The 24506-nt window shown below is 40.1% G+C and carries 15 protein-coding genes; 11 read left to right on the forward strand and 4 right to left on the reverse strand.

Going from position 1 to position 24506, the window contains the following annotated elements:
• Positions 1 to 99: 99 nt before the first annotated feature.
• Together SJY45_RS07040 and SJY45_RS07045 are read left to right on the forward strand one after the other, a co-directional pair.
• Positions 100 to 1473: an FGGY-family carbohydrate kinase gene (locus SJY45_RS07040; RefSeq protein WP_400073803.1), complete on the forward strand. Its 1374-nt coding sequence runs from the start codon at positions 100 to 102 to the stop codon at positions 1471 to 1473.
• A gap of 9 nt (positions 1474 to 1482) precedes the next feature.
• Entirely contained in the window at positions 1483 to 2631 is a 1149-nt protein-coding gene (locus SJY45_RS07045; RefSeq protein ID WP_400073804.1) for an alpha-hydroxy-acid oxidizing protein, read from the forward strand.
• Between the two features lie 34 nt (positions 2632 to 2665).
• Here the strand turns inward: SJY45_RS07045 and SJY45_RS07050 are convergent, their stop codons facing one another.
• The 3 genes from SJY45_RS07050 to SJY45_RS07060 form a co-directional block, all read right to left on the reverse strand.
• Positions 2666 to 4420, reverse strand: coding sequence for a sulfatase-like hydrolase/transferase (locus SJY45_RS07050; protein WP_400073805.1), 1755 nt, complete (start codon positions 4418 to 4420; stop codon positions 2666 to 2668).
• 97 nt (positions 4421 to 4517) lie between these two features.
• A complete protein-coding gene (gene rhaM / locus SJY45_RS07055; RefSeq protein ID WP_400073806.1) occupies positions 4518 to 4829 on the reverse strand; it encodes an L-rhamnose mutarotase in 312 nt (103 codons plus the stop codon).
• 4 nt (positions 4830 to 4833) lie between these two features.
• Positions 4834 to 6588, reverse strand: coding sequence for an alpha-L-rhamnosidase C-terminal domain-containing protein (locus tag SJY45_RS07060; protein ID WP_400073807.1), 1755 nt, complete (start codon positions 6586 to 6588; stop codon positions 4834 to 4836).
• Between the two features lie 234 nt (positions 6589 to 6822).
• Between SJY45_RS07060 and SJY45_RS07065 the strand changes: the two genes are divergently transcribed.
• The 9 genes from SJY45_RS07065 (at position 6823) to SJY45_RS07105 (ending at position 23030) form a co-directional block, all read left to right on the forward strand.
• Positions 6823 to 9585: a family 78 glycoside hydrolase catalytic domain gene (locus SJY45_RS07065; RefSeq protein ID WP_400073808.1), complete on the forward strand. Its 2763-nt coding sequence runs from the start codon at positions 6823 to 6825 to the stop codon at positions 9583 to 9585.
• Between the two features lie 122 nt (positions 9586 to 9707).
• Positions 9708 to 10283: an RNA polymerase sigma factor gene (locus tag SJY45_RS07070; protein WP_400073809.1), complete on the forward strand. Its 576-nt coding sequence runs from the start codon at positions 9708 to 9710 to the stop codon at positions 10281 to 10283.
• Positions 10284 to 10405: 122 nt separating this feature from the next.
• Positions 10406 to 11539 carry a FecR family protein gene (locus SJY45_RS07075; RefSeq protein ID WP_400073810.1) on the forward strand — a complete coding sequence of 378 codons (1134 nt, stop codon included), beginning with the start codon at positions 10406 to 10408 and terminating at the stop codon, positions 11537 to 11539.
• 92 nt (positions 11540 to 11631) lie between these two features.
• Entirely contained in the window at positions 11632 to 15066 is a 3435-nt protein-coding gene (locus SJY45_RS07080) for a SusC/RagA family TonB-linked outer membrane protein (protein WP_400073811.1), read from the forward strand.
• Between the two features lie 65 nt (positions 15067 to 15131).
• Positions 15132 to 16619: a RagB/SusD family nutrient uptake outer membrane protein gene (locus SJY45_RS07085; protein ID WP_400073812.1), complete on the forward strand. Its 1488-nt coding sequence runs from the start codon at positions 15132 to 15134 to the stop codon at positions 16617 to 16619.
• A gap of 154 nt (positions 16620 to 16773) precedes the next feature.
• Entirely contained in the window at positions 16774 to 18237 is a 1464-nt protein-coding gene (locus tag SJY45_RS07090) for a sulfatase (RefSeq protein WP_400073813.1), read from the forward strand.
• Positions 18238 to 18449: 212 nt separating this feature from the next.
• Positions 18450 to 19553, forward strand: coding sequence for a glycoside hydrolase family 105 protein (locus SJY45_RS07095; protein ID WP_400073814.1), 1104 nt, complete (start codon positions 18450 to 18452; stop codon positions 19551 to 19553).
• Positions 19554 to 19581: 28 nt separating this feature from the next.
• Complete coding sequence (locus SJY45_RS07100; protein ID WP_400073815.1) at positions 19582 to 21510, forward strand: hypothetical protein; 1929 nt, start codon at positions 19582 to 19584, stop codon at positions 21508 to 21510.
• Positions 21507 to 23030, forward strand: coding sequence for a sulfatase (locus SJY45_RS07105; RefSeq protein ID WP_400073816.1), 1524 nt, complete (start codon positions 21507 to 21509; stop codon positions 23028 to 23030). Before SJY45_RS07100 ends, SJY45_RS07105 begins: the two co-directional genes overlap by 4 nt.
• Before the next feature lie 63 nt (positions 23031 to 23093).
• On the opposite strand, the gene SJY45_RS07110 is transcribed toward SJY45_RS07105, so the two are convergent.
• Positions 23094 to 24431, reverse strand: a complete 1338-nt coding sequence (locus SJY45_RS07110; protein ID WP_400073817.1) for a Gfo/Idh/MocA family protein — start codon at positions 24429 to 24431, stop codon at positions 23094 to 23096.
• Positions 24432 to 24506: the final 75 nt, after the last annotated feature.

Genomic DNA, 24506 nt, shown 5'->3' on the forward strand with positions numbered 1-24506 from the left:
ATAAGAGTGATGTTTAAATCCAGTAACCACACTCAAATAAAAAATTTAAATAGAGATTAAGATGTTGAAATATAACATCCAGACAATAATTACATAGTCATGAAAACTAAAGTAACGGCCGTATTCGATATCGGGAAGACCAACAAAAAGTTCTTTCTTTTTGACGGGAACTTCCAGGAGGTGCACCGTGAATACGTACGTTTTGAAGAGATTACCGATGAGGACGGCCACCCTACCGAAAACCTCAGGGCACTGGAGGACTGGGTAAAGGAAACTTTCGATAAAATCCTAATTTCCAACGAATTTGAAATAGAGGCCTTGAACTTTTCCTGTTACGGCGCCAGTTGGGTACACATGGACGAAAACGGGAAACCGCTCACGCCCCTCTACAACTACATGAAGCCCCTGAACAGGGATATCCTTGATTCATTTTACAAGGAATACGGGCCCGAGAACGAACTGTCAAGGGTAACCGGTTCCCCAAAACTGGGCATGCTCAACACCGGTATGCACCTATATTGGCTGAAGAGGACCAGACCGGAAACCTTCAAAAAAATAAGGTACTCCCTGCACCTGCCCCAATACCTGAGCTATCTGTTCACCGGGGTCCCGGTAAGCGAATATACGAGCATCGGGTGCCACACCATGCTCTGGGACTTCGAAAAAAAGGACTACCATTCATGGGTCTATCAAGAGGGCATCGACAAGAAATTACCGCCACTGGTGTCTTCCAGAAAGACCGTTCCGGTGGACTATAAGGGCAGGACGATCAAAATGGGCGTTGGCATACACGACAGTTCCTCCGCCCTACTGCCCTACATCAAGAGCGCCAAAAAACCTTTCATATTGGTCTCCACGGGCACATGGAGCATTTCCATCAACCCTTTTAACCGGGGGATGCTCAGTACCGGCGATATCGGGAACGGCTCCTTGTTCAACATGAGGATAGACGGAAGTCCCGTAAAGGTTTCCCGCCTGTTCCTGGGCAACGAGTACAAGCTACAGGTAAGGGCGCTCGCGGAGCACTTCAACGTCTCCCCTGACGCCCATAAGCAGGTGGAGTTCGATCAGGATACCTTTTTCGAGATCAACAAGGATTTCGTGCACATGTTCAAATGGGACACCATGTCCTCAGCGGACATGCCCGAGAGCACCTCGATACCCTACGACAGGTTCGAGCATGCCTACCACCAGCTGATGCTGGAACTGGTACTGCTCCAGGAGAAAAGTGTAAGGGCGGCGATGGGGAGTTCCGAAATAGACCAACTTTATGTGGACGGGGGTTTTAGCGACAACAAGATCTACATCCAGCTCCTATCCCATTACATGGGGAACATGAAGCTCAGCACAACGGATTCATCGTTGGGGTCCGCCCTTGGGGCCGCAATCGTTATTTCCGATACGGAGCTGGAGCCCTCGTTCCTGGACAAAAACTACGCTATCAAGAAACACCGGCCGTTCAGCCTAAAATAGACCCATCTTATGAACAAGGAATTCAACCCCGCATATCCTTCAATGGACGATTTGAGAAACAAGGCCATGAAACGTATACCCAAGTTCGCCTTTGAGTACCTGGACGGTGGCTGCAACGAGGACGTAAGCATAGCAAGGAACACCTCGGACATCCGCAAGGTACAGTTACAACCTAGGTACCTGAGGAACCAGGGTACCGGTTCGACCAGGACCAAAGTTTTGGGAATGGAGTTCGATGCCCCGTTCGGGATAGCCCCCGTAGGGCTCCAGGGACTGATGTGGCCCAATTCGCCCGAGATATTGGCCAGATCGGCGTTCAAGAACAACATACCCTTTATCCTGAGCACCGTTACCACGATGGATATAGAACGGGCCAGCGAACTGACAGAGGGCAATGCCTGGTTCCAGCTGTACAATCCCGCAGAAGATGCCCTTCGCGACGATATCATAAACAGGGCCGAGGCCGCCGGCTGCCCCGTACTGGTACTGCTCTGCGACGTGCCCACCTTTGGCTACAGGCCACGGGACATCCGCAACGGGCTGGCGCTGCCCCCGAAAATGTCGTTGGCCAATATCCTGCAGATTCTGGGCAGGCCCACTTGGGCCATGAACACCCTGAAATACGGGCAGCCCACTTTTGAGACCTTGAAGCCCTATACGCCCGAAGGCCTCAACCTGAAACAGTTGGGGCAGTTCATGGACAGAACCTTTTCGGGACGGTTGAACGAGGAAAGGATAAGGCCCATCCGCGACAGATGGAAGGGGAAACTCGTGCTTAAAGGCGTGGCATCGGAACAGGACACCCAGGACGCCATTCGCATGGGGTTCGACGGCATTATCGTTTCCAACCATGGCGGAAGGCAGCTGGACGCCGCACAGTCCACCATTAGTTCCCTTGCCGAGATAGCAGGAAAATACGGTGACCGGATAGAGATCATGATGGACAGCGGACTGCGTTCGGGACCCGATATCGCAAGGACCATGGCCAGCGGGGCAAAGTTCACCTTTATGGGAAGGTCCTTCCTCTACGGGTGCGGGGCACTGGGAAACAAAGGCGGCGACCACACCATTGCCATGTTAAGGACCCAGTTCAAACAGGTCATGGACCAATTATGCTGCGAACACGTAGAGGACTTACCTAAACATCTTATAAAATAAGGGGTAACCTCAGCCCCAAATATTTTCGGGCGGTCTACTCTATATTTTTCTCAACTACTGCACTAGGCTCATATCCTATTCTATAGGCTTGTGCCACTACTTTGCTTCCCTCTTGAATTTGAAACGGTTGGCTATAAACCTGCCATACTTTTGGAGTTGTTCCTTCTTTGCTTATAACTTTATATCCTAAAGAAGCGCCATTGGTAGCACTACTAATTACAACTGTATTCTGATTAAAAGAAATTTTCGGTTCCAAAGTTACCGGTTGGCTGTCAGTTCCATTCCACAATTGCGCAATTAACTCCCTTTCTGGCAGATTAGGGTTGTCCCCTATTTCTTGGAGCCAACGATCCATTTCAGCACTTAATTCTTCTAACTTTTTACGGTAAGCAGGGTCTTTGGCCAAATTGTTTATCTCATACGGGTCCGCTTCACAATCATACAATTCTTCCGGTTCCTTTTTTTCCCTGAACCAAAGACGCTGTATACTATCTAATTTTCCCTCATCATGCATACGTAACATCTCCTTCATAGTTGGAATCCTTTCTCTATACTCAACCGGCAAATAATAGCCTTGGTCAGGCCTATAGTTTCTTATGTACTTAAATTGATTGTCGCGTACGGCTCTGATTACATCCGTAAAACCGTCAAAACGGTCTGCAGCGCCATGAATATATTTTCGTTTTTCCTTCGATTTATAATCCCCTAAAAAAGCTTTCCCCTGCATATACTTTGGAGGTTCAACACCTATTAAAGAAAGTAATGTAGGGGCAAAATCTACAAAACTAAGCAACTGATCATCTTTGGTTTCCGAATGTTGTTTATTAGGAAACCTTATAATCAATGGCGTATTTAAGCCAGAATCGTACACTAACCGTTTTTCCCTAGGTAACGGTCCACCATGATCGCCATAGAAAAAGATTATAGTATTCTCTAAAAGGCCATCATCTTCCAGCTGCTTCAATATTGCGCCAACCTGTCTGTCCATTTCAGCTATATTATTGTATGCTTTCCACATATCACGACGTACCGTGGGTGTATCCGGTAAATAAGGAGGAATAGAAAACTTCGTATCCTTGGACAAATGCACAGGCGTCTGCTGTTCCGTCATACGGTCGCTTTTCCAGGTATATGTTGTATCACCTGCATGATAATGCCTTGTTTCAATATTTCTAAACCCATAAGGTTCGAACAGCCCAGATTCATGCGTATCCGTAAAATTGAAAACCGAAAAAAACGGTTGGTTCTCACCCCTATTTCTCCAATGCGCGTAGGGACTACTCTCATCCCAACCGGTTTTAGGGGCTTTAAATTGATAATCTTCTTTATTGTTATTTGAGCAGTAATACCCATTCATACGTAATAACTCACTAACCATACGAGCTTCTGCTGGCGGAACCGCGCCGTAAGAAGGTAATTCGGTCTCCTCTGTATATGAAGTGGTACGCATGTGGTTGGCCCCGATACCTGACGGGTACATCCCCGTTGTAATAGCCGCTCTACTCGGAGCACAAACTCCTGATGTGGAATATAAATTAGGATATACAACCCCCTCTTTTGCCAAACGGCTCAAATTTGGAGTAACGATTGTAGAGTCTCCAAAAGAAGGAATGTACGGCCCCATGTCCTCAGTAACCAACCATAGAATGTTGGGCTTTTGGGGTAATTCCGTTTTAGATGTTATGGGAAGAGTTTTTTGGCTCTTTTCTCTTTCATTTTTACAACTAAAAAGGATAGTACATATACAAATGACTGTTATATTTCTGATTGGTAACATGTATTTATACATAATATGAAATTGAGTGTAAAGTTACAGGAGTCTTTATTGATGTTTTTGAAGTTGACTCTTTTCAATCAAAAAATCAACTCTTAAAGAAACAGACTATTTAATGTAGAACAGAATGTTCTAAATCTGTGGATACCGGACTGTTATCTTCGTTCGTTTCCATAAGATCTGCCATATAATTCCACCATTCTCTGCAAATTGGAGTATTGGCTATCTGATTCCACTTTACTTCCGATTCTATTTCGGCGTAACCAAACAAAAAACAGCTCTCGGTATCTAAAAAAATATTGTAATTACGAACGCCATGGTTCTTAAGTACTTCTTTTAATTCTGGCCAAATTGGATTGTGCCTTTTGGTATATTCCTCGATTTTGTCTTCATATACCTTCATTTTGAATGCTTTTCTAACCATTTTACTATTGTATTACGTCCAGCCCTTCAGGAGCATCGATTTCTGTTTTGACATTACCATCCACACTAATTGTATGACTTACTTTCAACACACCGTACTTGGTGGGAAAGCTACCTCTAACCCATTTAAGGTCGCCCAAGTTTGGTGCAATTTTCACTTTGTTCCCTCCATCCATTACATTAATACCTAGAACGTGTTGACTTAACCAAGCAGTAGGTCCACTAGCCCATCCGTGACATAAACTATGCCGGTAGCCTACGTAACAATACTCACCAAAATCACCATGTATATCATTATTGCTCTCAGATATCAGCTTATCTATTGGACCACTGTTGGTAATATCGAGTATGTCAAAATCTTCCCAAAAGGTAGTTGCCCCTAAATCCAACATTCCTCCCCAGTAATCACGTATTACCCTAAGTGCCCCATTATAATCTTTCGCCTTTGCCATGGCTTCAAGAATATAATATCCGTAGAAGGTAGACATACGTTGCACGCCATCCTTTGTCAGCACCTTGCTATTAGCTTTTTGGGCATCTTTTAAATTGGCAAGCACCATTAGGGCCGCTGCCTGCTTAGTGGTGTTATCCTTTGGTTTATGTTTTTTAAGCCTATCGGCTATCTTATTATATTTTTCTTGGAGTTCAGGCCGAGATAAAACAGACATCATATCAGCACCTGCTTGAAAAGTCATTACCATCATGGCCTGAAGCCCTGCATGTATAGCCTCTGGCTTTTCACTCGTGGGCCAATCTAAAAATCGGTTTCCGTTTAGAATTTCTTTGTTATCCTTATCTATAAATCTGCTCAATTGATCCAGTAGACCAATCATATAAGGCTCCTGTTCCTTTAAATAAGAAAGATTTCCATGGTAATCATATAAATTTTTATGAATAAGTAGCCACCACATAGAGTAAGAGCTAATACCGTTCATCCATTGCGGCAATAGATGTTGGTCACGTGCCAGATCTAAACTCTTACTTACTATTTCATGATTACCAAAAACAGTATTGATGGTCATTACTTCAGGATGCATATCCCCTACCCAGACCAAACGATCTCGTTTAATTCCATCCCATAAATAATTCTGCATATTTAGGTGTACCGTATAAGCCCCTGTAAGCCAAATTTCATTTAAACGTTCATCATCACTTTCAAAACTTCCTAAATAAGGTATATCACGGTAAACAAAAGCAGCCTCTATAGATTTTATGGGGGCATCTTCGCCTGAATCCACAACATCTACCCGTAGGAACCGAAAACCGGTTTCCCCTACTTCTACACTACCTAACCACGGAACTTCAATTATAAAATCACGCAACGAATGTTCATTAGTGGCGTTCTGCCGCCCTCCAATTTCGGACATAGCCTCCCCAACCGATTCTCCAAAACGAATGCGTAATTTAAGGGGTGTTTTACTTTTACGTATTCCCATAGAGATTTTAATCCCACCGTGAATCTCTTTTCCAAAATCCAATAATATTCCCGGTTTCTCATTCTCTGTACTTACAAAGCGAAAAAGGTTTTCGTCATTAACCGCAACCTGCCCGTTCCCGGTTTGAAGTAGCGTTTCCGCATTTTGAATTGATTTTCCGGAAGTATCGGATTGCCATATGATTTGCAGGGGCACAAGGTAGCTCTTGATCATTTCCGACGTACTGGCCCGATTGATATCACCACCTTTAAACACAGGTGGCAGTTGTGGGTATGTGTAATTGACAAACAGTATGAGAACTAAAATTTGAATACTCTTTTTCATTTTTTTGTGTGTGAGTTGATAGAATGATAGTAGAGTTAGTCATTCTGAATTGCCTCAAAAATAAAGTTAGAAAAATAGTTAAGTATCCTGCACAATGCTGTTAAAGCCAAATATTTAAAGCTAACACCATAAACCGACCCTAGCCCACATAGTACAGGACACTTATAAAAACAAAGCCAATTACCTTGCTGCAAAATGCAAAGATTTCCCGTACCAATAAACCATAAGCCCAAAATGAAGATTCATTTATCCGCATTGTTTATCACCCTTTTGACAATGGTGTCATCTTATTCTCAACATAAAAAAAATGACGCACTCACCATACATGAAACACGCGTTGAATACCTTACTAACCCAGAAGGAATTGATGTCAAACGACCACGGTTCAGCTGGATTCTAAAAGGCAATGGACGAAACAGGTTACAATCTGCATATCAAATTATAGTGGCCTCTTCCAGTACTAAACTAGCACAAAACGAAGCCGATATTTGGGATAGCGAAAAAGTAAATTCCAACCATACCAATCAAATAGAATATGACGGAATTTCATTGAAATCAGATTCCAAATATTATTGGAAGGTAAAAATTTGGGACGAATCAAACAACCCGTCGCAATGGAGTTCGTCGGCTCATTGGTCCATGGGACTTTTGAATTTCTCTAGTTGGAAAGGGCTTTTTATCGGTCATGATGTAGGCTATAATACTGTCGATAAATATGACAGCCTATATTTACCTCCCGCCAGGTACTTACGAAAGTCTTTTACTATAAATAAAAAAATAAAACAAGCAACTGCCTACACTACTGCCCTAGGACTCTACGAACTAAGATTAAACGGCAACAAGGTGGGAGATGATTATTTTTTACCAGGATGGACCGATTACAATAAAAGGCTATATTATCAAACTTTTGATATTACGTACAGACTTCAAGAAGGCGAGAACGTAGTTGGGGCGGTTATTGCGGATGGATGGTACGCCGGCTATATCGGATATGCTCTTTTGGTACGTTTGGATAAGGTTAGGGAATTCTACGGCGTCAACCCTTCTTTCATGGGTCAAATACATATTGAATATGAAGATGGCTCAACCGAAATCATAGCTTCGGATCGTTCTTGGAAATCAAATGAAGGAGCTATTCGTGAAGCGGATATTATAATGGGAGAGACTTACGATGCTCGATTGGAACATTCAGGTTGGGACACTCCAAATTATGATGATAGCGGATGGAAAAATCCAAAAATATACACCTACCCCAATGGAAAATTAGAAGCCCATCCAGGTACGAAAGTTAAAAATGTTGAGCAATTAAAACCTATTGAAATTACGGAACCCGGCCCAGGAACCTATGTTTTTAATCTCGGAAAAAATATTGCCGGGATTGCCGAACTCAAAGTGAAAGGTCCAAAAGGAACAAAGGTCCAATTGCGTTTTGGAGAAATTTTAAAGAGTGATGGCCATATTCAGACCGAAAACCTGAGAAAGGCAAGGGCTACCGACACCTATATTCTCAAAGGTGAGGGTCTAGAAACTTGGCAACCAAAATTCACCTATCATGGCTTTCAGTATGTAGAAGTAACAGGATACCCAGGAAACCCTACTTTGGATGCCATTACAGGGCTAGTCTTAAGCTCTATTGAAACTGATGCCAGTACCTTCGATTCATCCAACGCGATGAACAATACCCTCTTCAAAAATATAAACACTACACAGAGTGCCAATTTTTTTGAGATTCCTACGGATTGTCCACAAAGGGATGAACGTTTAGGATGGACGGGAGATGCGCAAATCTATATGCGTTCCGCCACCTACAATTCAGATGTGGCCGCTTTTGTGACCAAGTTTTTGGTAGACCTTGATGATGCACAACGTTGGTACGGAGCCTATCCGAATTTTGCTCCTTTCCCTTATTCAAGACCCAATCAATATGCACCGGCATGGATGGATGTAGGAATCATTATTCCATATAACATGTACAAAGTGTATAATGATACTCGTGCCCTAGATTTTATGTATGAAGGCATGCAAAAGTTCATGGAGTTCCAAGAAGACGCGAGCACAGATTATTTAAGGCCAGGTGGAGGCAACAATTGGGGAGACTGGCTTGCCATTAACGAAGAAACGAGCCATGATTTCATAGGCAGCTCATTTTATGGATACGATGCCAAACTAATGGCCGAAATGGCCGAAGCATTGGGAAAGACCAAAGATGCAGCTAATTACAGGAATCTATTTGAAAATATTAAAAAAGCATTTGCCAAAAAGTATATTTTAGCGAACGGACGTACTACAGAAGATACACAAACTACGTATGCCCTAGCTTTATATTTTGATTTGTACCCTGACGAACTGGCTAAAAAAGGGGCCGCTAGGCTAGCAGAAAAAATAGAAAAAAACGGATACAAATTTGCTACGGGGTTTTTAGGCACCAAACATGTTATGTTAGCCTTGTCCAAATACGGCTATAATGACATCTCCTATAAAATTTTCCAACAGACGGAATACCCAAGTTGGGGATATTCAGTAGAAAACGGAAGCACATCTATTTGGGAACGATGGAACAGTTATACAAAAGATAATTCTGAAAACTCAGACCTTAATGCAAAAATGAACTCCTTTAGCCATTATGCTTTTGGCTCCGTTGCAGAATGGATGTTTCAACATGCGGTAGGAATCGATACCGAAGATTCTGGATATAGAAACATTATTATAAAGCCCGCCATAACCAAAGAAATGGATTTCATAGAAGGTAGCTACAAAAGTATTAATGGCACCATAGCATCTGCTTGGAACTGGAAAGGTAACAGAGTCCTTATGAATATAAAAATACCAGTTAATACGAAAGCCAAAGTCTATATCCCTACATCAATCCTTTCCGATATTAAAGAAGGGAATAAAAGTCTCTCCAGTAATGAATCCATTAAAATTTTAGAATCAAACGAAAAAGAAACCATCGTTGAGGTTGGTTCGGGAACTTATTTCTTTAATGCAAAAATTTAATTTGACAATTAATTTATTTTTAAAGACCTAACTAAAAACTCAATATCAAGTACTAAACAAAGTCTTCATCAGCACAGTACAGGATGCTATTGATCCAGGCATTCAATATTATTGATAGAGTATTGAATAAAATTAACTTGGATTTAGACACTGTTTTAAGAGAAATACAAAGCAAAAACCATTTTGCTTTTAAAAGACTATTTGATGATATGTACCAAGATTTGGTAACATATGCCTACGGTTTTCTTTTTGATAAGTCTTTGAGCGAAGATGTGGTGCAAGAAGTTTTTGTACGTCTTTGGGAAAAATCAAACAAGATTGATGTTAGAACTAACCTAAAAGGTTATTTGTATGCTATGGTAAGAAATAAATGCTTGAATAAATTAAAAGCATTGAAAATTACAGATAGTTCAAACATTTTAGATGTTGAAATTTTGTTTTCACTTAATCAAGAGCCTTACGGGTATACAGAGGAAGAAACAGAAATTCGGAATCAGCGGGCCTTGGACATAATTGAAAATTTACCTTCACGAATGCGCTCTATAGTCGTATTGAGGTTTAGAGACAACTATCGTTATAAGGAGATAGCAGATGAATTAAATGTTTCCATAAACACTGTTAAAACACAACTAAAAAGAGCGAAATCAAAAATTGGTGAACTTACCATTTCAATAATATTCATATTACTTACTTTTTAGATGAGAGAATAAAAAAAAATGCCAAATCCCCACAAAAAATCGTATAAAATTTAATTTTCTATAATTTTTTGTCACCCATTTTAAGAATTTGATTGTCGTATAGATATAAGCAATCACACCTAATGGATTTCAAACTAATTCTAAAGAAAATTAACAATATTCTAACTGCCGAGGAAAACAAAATTTTCGAGGCTTGGCACAGCGAATCCAAAGTTCACCGAGACTACTTTAATAAGGTTAAAAACAATTATTCTAAAGGGATTGATATAGTTGATATTCAAAAAGGTTGGGCCGATGTTTCTATAAAAATCAATAAAAAGAAAAAAGGTTACCTATCTTATAAATATGCTGCCGCCGTTGTCTTACTTTTTTCAACAATATTGACATGGTACTGGAACACAGAAAATTCAGAAACAACACCCACCTTAGAGCCTACTGTTGTCTATAAAAAACAGATTCATATTGGTTCGGATAAAGCAACTCTTACCTTAGAAGACGGATCAGAAATTCTTTTAAAAAAAGGAGAAAGCTTTGAAACGGACAAAGCGTCAAGCAATGGCGAGCAATTGGTCTATAACAAGAGTAGAGTGCCCGAAAAAAGCACAAGTAAAAACATCCTTACCATTCCCAAGGGAGGCCAGTTTTTTTTAGTCCTTAACGATGGTACCAAGGTATGGGTTAACTCTGGAACACAAATACAGTATCCTGTAGCCTTTACCATTGATAAAACTAGAGAAATAGAATTGGTATATGGCGAAGCCTATTTTGATGTGTCCCCGAGTACAGAACACAATGGCTCTCACTTTATCGTAAAAACCGAAGGCCAGAAAATAGAAGTTTTGGGCACGGAGTTCAACATTAAGGCCTATGATGACGATGACCATATATCCACAACTTTAGTAGAAGGCAAGGTCTTAGTTAAAAACGGAGATGATTCAAAGAACCTTACTCCCGGCCATCAATCAAAAATCGACCGTAGCACAAATAAACTAGTCGTTTCTGCGGTAGATGTGTACAATGAAATATCATGGAAAGATGGACTTTTCAGCTTCAAGAACCAATCGTTAGAAGATATTATGAAAGTGCTTTCTCGCTGGTATAACGTTGATGTAGCCTTTGAAAACAAAAGTATTAAAAAGTTGACCTTCAATGGCATCTTTAGAAAAAACCTAAAACTTGACCAAATATTAAAAATCATTCAGAACACCAATGAAGTTAATTACGAAATAAAAGAAAAAACCATCACTATGAAGTAAATCTTAAAAAAGGGAATGGAGTCTAGATCGGGAAAATTTAAATCTCCACCCCCAAGAATCATTAATTAAAAAATTAACTAACATTCAAATTTATGAAAACTAAACCAAATGGGACTCCCCTTGGCTATGTCAAGTCATCCCTACTTTTAACTATGAAAATTTTCATCTTTTTCTTTTCGGTCCTTGCATTCGGGTTTACCGCAGAAAAAGGATTTTCACAAAACAAAAAAATTACGTTTACCGAAGATGCTCAACTTTCTATTGAAGAAGTACTTGAGGTTGTTAAAAAGCAGACTGATTATAATTTTATATATCGATCGGATTTGTTCGTCGGTAGTCCACTTGTCGAAGTTAAAAAAGGTACAGTTAAGGTTGGAAAATTGCTCAATAGGTGTGCTACCCTAACCGACCTTGAATTCAGATTTGATGATAGCGGGTCTATCTTCTTGCAGAAAAGCCCAAAAACTGTCCTGAACAAAATAGTGCAACAATCCGTTACAGGTTCGGTAACCGATTCAGGTGGTCTGCCCCTGCCCGGGGCGAACATTGTGGAGAAAGGTACTACCAATGGGGTTACTGCAGATTTTGACGGTAATTTCTCTATGGAGGTTTCCAATGATGATGCTATTCTAGTGGTTTCCTATATTGGATTCGCCACCAATGAAGTTCCGATTAATGGCCAAACTAATCTTGTTATAACTTTGACAGAGAGTGCAGCAAGTTTAGATGAGGTAGTTCTAATAGGCTACGGAACACAACGGTCTAAAGATTTAACTGGTGCTATTTCAACAATAGACCAGAAAAAAATTCAAGATCTTCCAGTATCATCGGTTGACCAGCAACTCGTGGGACAATTACCAGGAGTTCAAATACAACAAGTGTCTGGTGCCCCAGGTGGAGGAACTTCCGTTAAAATTCGTGGTAGCGGATCTTTAGGAGCAGGTAATGAACCTCTTTACGTAGTAGATGGTATGCCCTATTCCTCTGGTCTAAATCAAAATTTGAACCCCTTAGTCTTTATCAACCCAAATAATATTGAGTCCATTACCATCTTAAAAGATGCTTCTTCTACTGCTATTTACGGGTCTAGAGGTGCGAACGGAGTAATCATGATTACCACAAAAAAAGGTAAAGCCGGTCTAACTCAAATTAATTTCACTTCTAGTTATGGGATTCAACAAGTACCATCTCAAGGAAGACCTGACTTAATGAATCAACGGCAGTTTGCAGAATTTCAACGAGATAGAATTGATATTGAAGTCAGACAGCGTGAAAATAGAGAGCCTGTAAATGCGGACTACCCTGAGGAATATAGAGACCTAAATGCTTTGGTAGGAAAGGGTACTGACTGGTATAATTTAATATTGCAGGCTGCACCAACACAAGATTATAATTTTAACCTTTTAAAAGGTACAGAAAACTCTAGGATGGACTTTAATCTTGGATATTTTAAGCAGGACGGTGTTTTACGTCATACGGGCGTAGAAAGAATAAGTAGTAAAATAGGAGTAGAATTAGATTTGGGAGAGCAATTTAAGATTGGAGCCTCCCTACAACCTACGTTTATAAATCAGGATAGGGCCAACACTAATCAAAACCGTAGTGATGTTATTGGTGTTAGTCTTTGGGCTAATCCAATTTCCAAAAGCCATGATGAAAATGGTAACTTAATACCCTATATAACAACGCCTCAAAGTCCATATCATTCTACATGGAGTTTTGCAAACCCGCTTTTTGAATTACAAGAATCTACCCGTAATTCAAAAACATTTCAAAACTTAGGTATTGCTTATGTTGAATGGGACATTACACCTAGTTTAAGTGTGAGGTCATCATTTAACACCATATTTAGCGCTTCTAAATTCTATGCATATATTCCAAGTACTGTAGGGGGGGCAAACAGACCTCCTATAGAAGGAACTGGATCTTCAGCAAACACACGTAGCGACAGCTTTAACTGGCTTACCGAAAACACCATGAAATATGAAAACGTTTTTGGAAAACATCGTATAAATGGTCTGTTAGGTTATACCGCTCAAAAATCAAAAGCAAATAGTATAAGTATCAATGCCGGTCCATTTTCCAACGATCTTATACGAACTATAAATGCTGCACAGGCTATAGGTTCTTGGGGAGAAAGTGTCAACGAATGGAGTATGATTTCTTATTTGGGCCGTGTAAATTACGGTTTTGATGACCGCTATCTTTTAACGGCTACTTTTAGATCAGACGGCTCGTCTAGGTTTGGTTCGGAAAATAGGTTTGCATTTTTTCCATCCATTGCTGGTGCCTGGAGGGTGTCAGAAGAAGAGTTTTTTACCATAAACAATTTTGTCAATTCCATGAAATTACGAGTTAGTTATGGAAAGAGTGGTAATAATAATATAGGTAATTATTCTCATTTGGCATCCGTAAATGCCGGAGCATATATCTTTGGAAATAATCAAGTTACTGCTTCATATTTAGGAATTTCAAATCCATTCTTGACATGGGAAGAATCTGGTCAGTTTGATGTAGGTCTTGATCTTGAGTTGTTCAATAATAGAATTTCATTAACCTTAGATTACTATAATAGAAAAAGTAATGATATGTTATTGAATGATGTCATACCTACTACTTCAGGTTTTGGGACACAAACAATAAACCAAGGTAGTGTCAGTAATAAAGGTTTTGAAATAGCGTTAGGTGCCTCTATTATCCAAGGCGACTTCAATTGGGACCTCAACGCCAACATGAGTATTAACAGAAATAAGATACTTTCCCTAAATGATAATACAGAAAGAATTTTAGCAGGTTCAAATGATGGTAACCCTACTCATGTATCTGTAGTTGGAAAACCTATAGGTCAATTTTATGGCTTTGAGTTAGAAGGAGTTTATACCTCGGAAGACCTTCAAGACCCTTCGGTTATCAATTCTCCTCAAGTTTATGTGGGAAACGTTAAATACAAAGATGTAGATGGTGATGGTATTGTAAATGATGTGTTAGACTACACTATAATTGGAAACCCACACCCTGATTTCATTTTCGGCTTCACCAACAATTTTTCCTATAAAAATATTGACCTAGGTATTATTGTCAACGGTCAATATGGAGGTCAAGTAATGAACGGACTGAGACAAACCATAGACAACTTACAAGGTTTTTTTAATGTAAGTGAAGAATGGGTTGACAGATATAGAAGCGAAGAACAACCAGGTGACGGAATTCATTCTGGAATTCCTACCGCAAGACCCAGTTGGGGACACAGAGTCTCTTCCCTATGGGTTGAAGACGCCTCTTACCTTAGAATCGCTAATTTGACTTTAGGATATACATTACCAACAGAAATCGTTGAAAAGAGTGGTTTTGTTAAAGGATTGCGTCTTTATGGTTCTGTTCAAAACCTCGCCATGTTTACTAAGTACAGTGGTGGAAATCCAGAAGGCCAAGCAATAAATCAAAACAATACATTAGCTCCAGGTTTTGATATGTCATCCTACCCCCTACCTAGAACCATATCTATAGGTACAAACATCACATTTTAAAAACATAAGTTTTCTTCTATAAGTATGTCTAAAACTATATATTAATATAAGACTTGAAAAATATCATGAAAAAAATATCTAATTTTTTACTCATTCTCGGGTTTGCCTTAGCGGCTTCTTGCTCTGATGATTTTTTAGAAATATATCCAGAAACAACATCTAGTGAGGGCAACTTTTATCAATCGGAAAAAGAATTTATTCTCTTAGCCAACGGTTGTTATACACCAATGCGAGACTATGAAAAGGATACTCATTGGGTTCTATCCGAATTGATATCGGATAATACCAGCTTTCAGTTTAATACAAGAACAGGAGAAGCGGTAAGAGGAGTAATTGATCAGTTTATTTTCACTCCTGCTAATCGCGCCTATTCACGGTTTTGGGATTTATCTTACGATGGTATTACGCGTTGTAATAAACTATTATCAGAAATAGAACGGCCGGAGGTAGTTTGGTCCGATGATTCAATTAGAAATCGAACTATAGGGGAAGCACTATTCTTAAGAGCGTTATACAATTTTAATCTCGTAAGACAATTTGGAGATATTCCGCTAGTATTAGAGCCTATTACACCACAAGAAGCATTTAACACAAAAAGGTCTGCAGAAGATCTTGTCTATGAAAGTATCATAGCAGACCTACAAAGCGCTATAACTCATTTTGAAAATGCAACTGGAACACTCGAAACAGGAAGGGCTAATGGTGATGCATCTGCAGCTTTACTAGGTAAAGTATATTTGACTAGAAAAAATTATACTGAAGCTGAAGCTGTTTTAGCTTCTTTGATAAATGGAGGCACCTATAGTCTTGTCCCCAATTATTCCGATGTTTTCAATTCCCCTGAGACCGCCTTATCTGAAATTATTTTTGCAATTCAATATTCTGAGAACAGTAGGGAGCTTTCTAACAGGTTCATTTTTATGTTTGCCCCGTGGACCTCAGGAGGAGAAGTAACAGGTAGGCCGAACATTAACATTATTTCCGCAGGCTGGAACCAACCAACCGTTGATATAATTGAAGCTTTTGAACCAGGAGACCTAAGAAAAGAAGTTTCGGTTAAATTTTGGACAGGGTCTGATTATGATGATGTAATACGGGACATACCATATATTGGAAAATATAACGCCCCAGTTTCCGCTCCGGATGACCGTACCGGAGACAACCTACCAATACTTCGGTATTCAGATGTATTGCTTATGTATGCAGAAGTCTTAAACGAGTTAGGCAGAACTGATGAAGCAATAACTTTTGTTGAACAAGTACGTAACAGAGCTGGCCTGGATAATTCTTTAGCAAGTATAAGCAAACCGGATTTAGAAAGGTTAATCGCTAAAGAACGGCAAGTGGAGCTTTGCTTCGAGAACCATCGTTGGTACGATTTAAAGCGTACCGGAAAAGCTATTGAGGTTATGTCTTCTCACGGTATTCGCCAGAATGAAGAAAAATCATTTCTTTTTAATAATGCCTATGAAATTGTTCCGTACAAACTTTTGGCCCCCATACCAGCAGAACAAATTCTTGTAAACGAATTAAATCAAAATCCAGGGTATTAAATGGAAAAACATTTCTAAGTGGTTAAATAAGTTTTATGGAATAACAATGGGATGAGGTGATAAACTGTAACCCCATTGTTTTTTATAACCAAAACACTTTCACCTTTATCACTATATTTTTTAAATGATTATTCTCAAAATCTATCATATTTATATGAAAAATAAATTTCGCAAACCTTTTTATCACTTTTTACTATTAGCGTGCCTACTTCATCTTGGAACTTCTTGTATTGAAAAGAAAAAAGAAATTGTTGTAGATTCTCTGGATTATAGTCACCCCAACGTCCTCGTTATCCTAACGGACCAATGGCGGGCGCAAGCAACAAGCTATGCTGGAGACCCAAATGTAAACACGCCTAATCTAGATGAACTGGCCACGGCAAGCGTAAACTTTTCAAATGCAGTTTCTGGTATGCCCGTATGTTCTCCCTTTAGGGCTTCACTTTTAACTGGTCAACGTCCATTGACCCATGGGGTCTTTATGAACGATGTTCAATTAGATACCAATGCGGTAACAATTGCCAAAGTATTTAATAAAGAAAATTACGATACTGGCTATATTGGCAAATGGCATTTGGACGGGCACGGCAGGCTTCAGAATGTGGCCCCTGGCAAAAGAAGACAAGGATTCAAATTCTGGAAGGGCAACGAATGTACCCATGACTACAACAAATCGGTATATTATGATAATGAAGACCCGAACAAAAAAATCTGGGACGGGTACGATACCTTTGAACAAACCGATGCGGCCATCGACTATATTAAAGAAAGAAAATCTTCCGACAATCCTTTTATGATGATTCTTTCTTACGGCACACCACATGCGCCGTACCATACGGCACCGGAGGAATATAGAAATCGATTTGACCCAGATAAGATTCAATTACGTAAAAATGTCCCGGACAGTCTCAAAGCAAGGGCTAAAAAAGATTTGGCCGGCTATTATGCCCATATCGCCGCAATCGACGATATGATAGGTAAGCTCATCAAAAACCTAAAAGACTCCGGTAAGTACGACAACACAATTATTGTTTTCACCTCTGATCATGGCGATTTACTAGGCTCTCATGGCGCATACAAAAAGCAACAACCCTACGAAGAGTCTGCACGGGTTCCAATGTTGTTCCGCATTCCGGAACAGCTTAAAATTTCTGAAGGTGAACGAGATGCACTAGTGAATTCAGAAGATATTATGCCCACCATTTTAGGCCTGTGCAACATTTCAATTCCAACTACCGTAGAAGGAATAAATTATAGGCCCTATATGGAAGGGAATGAACAGATAGGAGACGCCACGTTACTTACATGCGTACAACCGTTTGGACAATGGAACAAAGTACAGCATGGAGCTAGGGAATATAGAGCTATTAAGACACAGCAATATACTTATGCTAGGGATTTAACAGGCCCATGGCTTCTTTTTGATAATAAATTGGACCCCTACCAACTGAATAACCTTGTTGGTAATGAAGGTTATACTACCGTGCAAGATGATTTGGAGAAACTGCTGTATCAGCGTTTAGAAGAAACCGGTGATGAATTTTTACCAGGTACGGAATACATTAAAAGGTGGGGATACCCCATTGATGAAACGGGCACGGTTCCCTATACGCACTAGTATACTTTACTATTTTGGTTATAAAGGGCAGTTCTCTCGAGCTGCCTTTTTTTTAACTTAAAACGACTCATTATTGTATAGCCTGACAGGATAGAACAGGATGCAAATTCTTAAAAACACCACTAAAATTGTTGTTTCATAGAGCCTATAATATTTACCCAAAATGGAAGTGCCACATGTAGCGTTTTAAAAAAAATCACAAAATAATCCTTATGAGAACCTTTAAATTACTCCTTATTTCCTTTTTATCCGTTTACTTCTGTAACGCCCAAAAAATTAAACCCGAAGAAGTGAAAGATGTTATGAAAAAGGTTGCCGACTGGCAAATGGACCACATTAATGACAGTTATAGCAATAAGAAACCCCATCATCCTTTGCATTGGACAAACGCAGCACTATATGTTGGTATGGCCAAATGGGCAGAAATGGCAGATGATGATACCTACTATAATTGGTTAAAAGGTATTGGTAATCAAAACAACTGGCAACTTCACGAGCGAAAATATCATGCAGATGATCATGCCGTTGGCCGCATGTATGCAGCTCTGTACCGAAAATATAACCAAGAGGAAATGTTAAAACCCACTAAGGAACAATTTAATTTTCTTATACACCATCCTGCCAAGACCAAATTAAATTGGGCCACGCCCTACCACCAAGATCGTTGGAATTGGTGCGACGCCCTATTTATGTCTCCACCCGTTTGGGCCGACCTCTATAATATAACTGGAGAGCAGAAGTATTTGGATTTTATGTTTGAAGAATACAAAGCCACTACCGAGTTCTTATTTGATGAAGAAGAAAATTTATACTACAGGGACGAACGATTTAAAGGTAAGTTAGACAATGGCACCAAAATATTTTGGGGACGTGGTAATGGTTGGGTTTTCGCTGGTTTGACCGATATCCTATCTAATTTAAAGCCTCAAACCAAAGAGTATGAATACTTCTTGGACATTTACAAAAAAATGTCTGAAAAACTTCTAGAAATACAAACACCAAAAGGGCATTGGGCCATGAGCTTATTGGGCCATGAATTCTATCCTACCCCTGAGACCAGCGGCTCTTCATTCTTTATATACGGTTTAACATGGGGCATCAATAACGGAATATTAAAAGAAAGAAACTATAAAATAGCCGTAATTAATGGATGGAACGCCATGACCGGATATGTGCATGAAAATGGCATGCTAGGATATGTCCAACCCATAGGGGCAGCTCCAGGGAATGCCAGTCCGGACAAAACGGAAGTATATGGTACTGGAGCCTTTTTAAGTGCAGGTTCCGAAATCTATAAAATGACAAAGGACAACTAGAAAGAGGTAACCAAATAAATCGGCGATAATGAATCGAAAAGAATTTGTACAACTCTCCGGCTTAGGCACGGCTGCTCTTACCCTAGCAATAGGGCCATGGGTCAATTCATGTTCCGATAAGATTACCAAAGAACATTCTTCAGAGTATAAGAAACTTGTTTATGACCTTTTAAAAGATTGGTGTGACGGGCTTATCCAAACCCAAATTATGGATGCGGACAACCCTAGGATACACGGTATGTTCAAATGTCCGGCATGCAATAAGGTCCACGGACGAATGATGGACGCCGTATATCCTCTTCTGGCCATGGCAAAGTATACGGGGGAACAAAAATATCTTAATTCCGGTATTGCCGTGATGGAGTGGGCCGAAAATGTAACCTTACCCAGTGGAGCTTGGTCCAACGACCTTAATCCCAAATCTTGGAACGGAATTACGGTTTTTGGTGCCATTTCCCTTGCCGAAGCCCTACACTATCATGGAGATTTGCTAGATGAGGAACGGCGTGAACGATGGAGGGCTAGATTGGCCAGAGCTGCCGATTTTGTTTACAGGAAATTTCCAACGATGGATGTGACCAATGTAAATTATGGCGCCACCACCATCTACGCCCTAAATCTCATTGGAAAAATGCTCAATAAGCCAGAATACCTATCTCGTAGTAAAGAACTAGCGGAAGCCATCAAAACCTATTTTACAAAACCCAATAATTTTTTATATGGAGAAATAAAACCAAGTGCACATAAGCTAAGCAACAATGGATTAAAAGGTATAGATTTAGGCTATAACGTGGAGGAATCGTTGAACAATATTGTACTATATGCCGTTAATGAAAACGATACTCAACTTCTTGAGCTTTTGGATAAATCCCTAAACACTCATTTAGAATTCATGTTACCAGATGGGGGTTGGGACAATGGCTGGGGGACACGAATGTTTAAGTGGACGTATTGGGGAAGTCGTACTTGTGATGGCAGCCAACCTGCATTGGTACTTATGGCCAACCGCAACCCCGCTTTGGGCACGGCCGCGGTAAAATATACCGAATTATTGAGACGCTGTACCCACAACGGATTGTTACATGGAGGAATTCACTATGCATCGCACGGCATTAAACCTTGTATACACCACACCTTTGCACATACCAAACCATTGGCCCATTTATTAGATAATTGGAATGATTTGCCCAAAATAAACACAGAAACTCCTCTACCTAGAAGTACTGCCGATGGTATTAAACATTATAAGGAAATAGATACTAGTCTTTTTGCCCGGGGAAATTGGAGAGGAACCGTAACTGCCTATGATGCAATTTATAAAGATGGATATTATCGCCAAGCTACGGGAGGAGCCTTATCTTTATTGTACCACAACAAAGTTGGGCTACTGTTAGCGGCAAGTATGGCCAAATATAAGTTGGTAGAGTCATTAAACCAACAACCCAATCCGGGAGAAGATTTTCCTTTTACCCCAAGAATTGAAACCATACATAATGGTGAATGGAGCTCTAATATTTTTGATCGTACCGCAACTATTTCCTCCAATGATACCAATGGGCAGATTTTAATAAATGCGGAATGCCTATTAAAAAACGAGCACAACCAAACTGTAAAAACTACTGCTTCAGATTTTAATCTGATCTATGAGTGTTCTGAAAATTCTTTACGAATAGTTGCTAAAACCAATCAGGAAATTATTTCTAGAACCTCTTTTGTACTACCTATTATTTCTCCTAGCAGCGAGACGGTCACACAACTCAATACGAATGAGCTTACCGTACAAAAACCAGAAGGTTTGGTAAAAATCACTTCAAATGTCCCCCTCACCATAAAGGAAACGTCTAAAGAACGTATTTTTAATATGGTTCCCGGTGCCGAAGCTATTCCTATCATGGCCTATTTTGACAAAAACAAAGTGGTAGAACTAACAATTGAAGTCATATTAGTCACCTTATGAGAAATGGCTCATTTTTTGTTTTAGCTTTAAGTTTACTGTGTTTATCCGCCTGTAAAGAGGAAGAAAAGATAAAAAAAACTGTAAAAGTTGAACATCCCAACGTACTATTCATTGCTGTAGACGACCTGAATAATATGATTGGAATACTCGATAAATATTCAGGCACCAAAACTCCCAACATAGACCGTTTGGCTTCTAAGGGAGTAACTTTTTCGGATGCACACTGCCAAGCCCCATTATGCGGTCCTTCAAGAGCTTCATTAATGACAGGTCTACGCCCATCAACCACTGGTATTTATGGCATGATATCAGATGTAGTAATACGTTCCAAAAACAATCCCGCAACACAAAATATTATAATGCTTCCCGAATACTTTAAGAAACATGGTTATCATACCATGGGTATTGGCAAGTTGTTCCATACGCATGCTCCTGATGGAGTTTTTGATGAGTCTGGCAACAGGGAGAAAGGATTTGGACCTTATCCTGATGAACGATTTGTCTGGGACGGTTTTGGTTCCTCGGACCGAAAGAAATATGGAAGAACAAGTACAGATTGGGGTGCTTTCCCAGAAGCCGACTCATTGATGCCCGACCACCAATCCGTAAATTGGGTCAACGAGCGTTTAAAGAAAACCTACGACCGTCCCTTTTTTATGGGAATAGGTTTCTTACGGGTACATGTACCTCTTTATGTGCCACAAAAGTGGTTTGACCTCCATCCGCTGGACAGTATAAAAACTAGACCCTATCGGGCAGATGATTTAAACGATGTTCCTCCTGTGGCATTACAGATAAATGATTTGCCCATGATGCCCTCTACGGATTGGGCCATTAAAAGTGGAGAATGGCCAAAAATCATTCAGGCCTATTTGGCTTGTGTGAGCTACGTAGATTACGAAATAGGAAGACTGTTAGATGCGCTTGATGAAAGTGAACATGCCAATAATACCGTTATTGTTCTTTGGTCCGACCATGGCTATCGCTTGGGAGAAAAAAGCACCTTTGCCAAGCATGCCCTTTGGAATGCCGCGACCAAAACACCCCTATTATTTGCGGCTCCCAATTTACCCAAAGGAAAAGTAATAGATGAGCCCGCCGAATTACTGTCTATTTACCCTACTCTTTTGGAATTGTGCGGACTACCTGCTTATGAAAGAAACGAAGGAAAAAGTCTTGTTCCTTTAATGAATGATAACGATCTAAATCCCCATTTTGCAATCACAACCTTTGGAATGAACAATCACGCCGTCAAGTCCAAGCAATTTAGATACATTCGCTACGAAGATGGAACGGAAGAATTATATGATCATAAAAATGACCCCAACGAATTCACCAATCTAGCGAACCACCCTGATTACCTAAACATTACAAGGCGTTTAAAACAACATCTACCCACTAAAAATGCCATTTGGGACGATAATTCATCCTATACTTTTCAACCTTATTTTGTTGAACAAAAGACAAGAACTAACGGCAAAGAGATGACAGATGTAAAAGTAATTGGAGCGCCCCAATAACTAAAACAGGGTAATCTCCCAAAAAGAACATTACCCCGTTTCTTATATTATTTTATAGAAGTTCTACAGCGTAGGCTCCCAACCCGCAGCATATTCCCTTCCCCATAAAGCCAAGGCTTTTCTATCTAACATTCTACCTGTTTTGGGGTCTATATCAAAACCATTCCCAATTCTATAAGCTACATTTCCAAAGTGTACCAACGCCATACTTTTAGAGGCATCATCTATAGGGGCTTGTAAAGTTTCCTTACCTCTAATGGCATTGAAAAAATTACCCACATGTATGGTACTCATTCCTCCACCCCCACCAAGCTCTAACCCACCTTCCTTGGTTTTGGCCTTGACCGTTTCTACCAAGTTTCCCTCACGATCATACAACTTGTATAGATCACGGTTTACATAAACACTGCCTTCGCTACCGTAAATAATAGTACCACGTCCGCCGCCATAGGTCCCGTATCCGTTTCTACTCTTTCCGTCCCATTTAATAGTAGTATTGTTATCGAACTTAAATGTAGCCTCCATGGTATCGTACATCTCCCAACCATCATCAACAAAGGCAGATTTAATGCCATCTGCCTCCACATGATTTGGAAAATCTACTTGTAAGGCCCAACGTGCTACATCTAGCTCGTGTGTACCGTTATTTCCCAATTCTGCGGTACCGAAATTCCAACCGTACCAATGCCAATTGTAATTCCATGTCTCCGAAGTATAATCACGGCGAACAGCAGGTCCTTGAAACAATTCCCAGTCTAGTCCTGTAGGAACTGGAGCCGCTTTTTGATGTGGAACCTCTCCCCGTTTGCTACTAAAGAAGGCTATAGCCTTGTATGGCTTACCTATTACACCATCATGAATTTGCTTGATAATATCTATACTATGCTGAGCAGAACGTTGTTGGTTACCCATCTGCACCACTCTATCATATTTTTTCTGCGCAGCAACGAGCAGTTCGTTTTCGGCCATGTTATGGCTACAAGGCTTTTCAACATATACATGTTTTCCTTCTTTTAATGCCATTATAGAACCTGGAGCATGCCAGTGATCAGGTGTTAGATTAAACAATGCATCTACCTTTTTATCCTCAAGCACCTTTCTTATATCATTTTCCAGTTTTGGAGTATACCCCAAACGAGGAGTCATTTCTTTTGCGGCTTTTACACGCTGGCTTTCCATAACATCACAAAGGTAAACGAGCTCCACATTATTACTCTTTAACTCTACCGGAGCATATATGGCTCCAACACGACGGCCCAAACCAGCTATGGCTACTTGGATCCTATCATTGGCCCCAATAACTTTTCTATAACTCTTAGCAGATAAGCTGGAACTTCCGAGTATAGCACCCGTAGTTCCCAAGGCTGTTTTCTGAATAAAACTTCGTCTAGATGTTTTCATTATTATAATTCTTTGATATTAATATTCCGGTAAAATACTTGGATCCATGATTTTGTAAAAATATGCTCCCTGTTT

Origin of the sequence: Zobellia russellii (genome assembly GCF_044597075.1) — a bacterium.
Taxonomy (GTDB): Bacteria; Bacteroidota; Bacteroidia; order Flavobacteriales; family Flavobacteriaceae; genus Zobellia; species Zobellia russellii.

What these genes read in the sequence shown, in the direction of transcription:
- SJY45_RS07040 (WP_400073803.1), top strand. Translation starts at nt 100, where the DNA reads ATGAAAACTAAAGTAACGGCCGTATTCGATATCGGGAAGACCAACAAA.
- SJY45_RS07045 (WP_400073804.1), top strand. Translation starts at nt 1,483, where the DNA reads ATGAACAAGGAATTCAACCCCGCATATCCTTCAATGGACGATTTGAGA.
- SJY45_RS07050 (WP_400073805.1), bottom strand. Translation starts at nt 4,420, where the DNA reads ATGTATAAATACATGTTACCAATCAGAAATATAACAGTCATTTGTATA.
- rhaM (WP_400073806.1), bottom strand. Translation starts at nt 4,829, where the DNA reads ATGGTTAGAAAAGCATTCAAAATGAAGGTATATGAAGACAAAATCGAG.
- SJY45_RS07060 (WP_400073807.1), bottom strand. Translation starts at nt 6,588, where the DNA reads ATGAAAAAGAGTATTCAAATTTTAGTTCTCATACTGTTTGTCAATTAC.
- SJY45_RS07065 (WP_400073808.1), top strand. Translation starts at nt 6,823, where the DNA reads ATGAAGATTCATTTATCCGCATTGTTTATCACCCTTTTGACAATGGTG.
- SJY45_RS07075 (WP_400073810.1), top strand. Translation starts at nt 10,406, where the DNA reads ATGGATTTCAAACTAATTCTAAAGAAAATTAACAATATTCTAACTGCC.
- SJY45_RS07080 (WP_400073811.1), top strand. Translation starts at nt 11,632, where the DNA reads ATGAAAACTAAACCAAATGGGACTCCCCTTGGCTATGTCAAGTCATCC.
- SJY45_RS07085 (WP_400073812.1), top strand. Translation starts at nt 15,132, where the DNA reads ATGAAAAAAATATCTAATTTTTTACTCATTCTCGGGTTTGCCTTAGCG.
- SJY45_RS07090 (WP_400073813.1), top strand. Translation starts at nt 16,774, where the DNA reads ATGAAAAATAAATTTCGCAAACCTTTTTATCACTTTTTACTATTAGCG.
- SJY45_RS07095 (WP_400073814.1), top strand. Translation starts at nt 18,450, where the DNA reads ATGAGAACCTTTAAATTACTCCTTATTTCCTTTTTATCCGTTTACTTC.
- SJY45_RS07100 (WP_400073815.1), top strand. Translation starts at nt 19,582, where the DNA reads ATGAATCGAAAAGAATTTGTACAACTCTCCGGCTTAGGCACGGCTGCT.
- SJY45_RS07105 (WP_400073816.1), top strand. Translation starts at nt 21,507, where the DNA reads ATGAGAAATGGCTCATTTTTTGTTTTAGCTTTAAGTTTACTGTGTTTA.
- SJY45_RS07110 (WP_400073817.1), bottom strand. Translation starts at nt 24,431, where the DNA reads ATGAAAACATCTAGACGAAGTTTTATTCAGAAAACAGCCTTGGGAACT.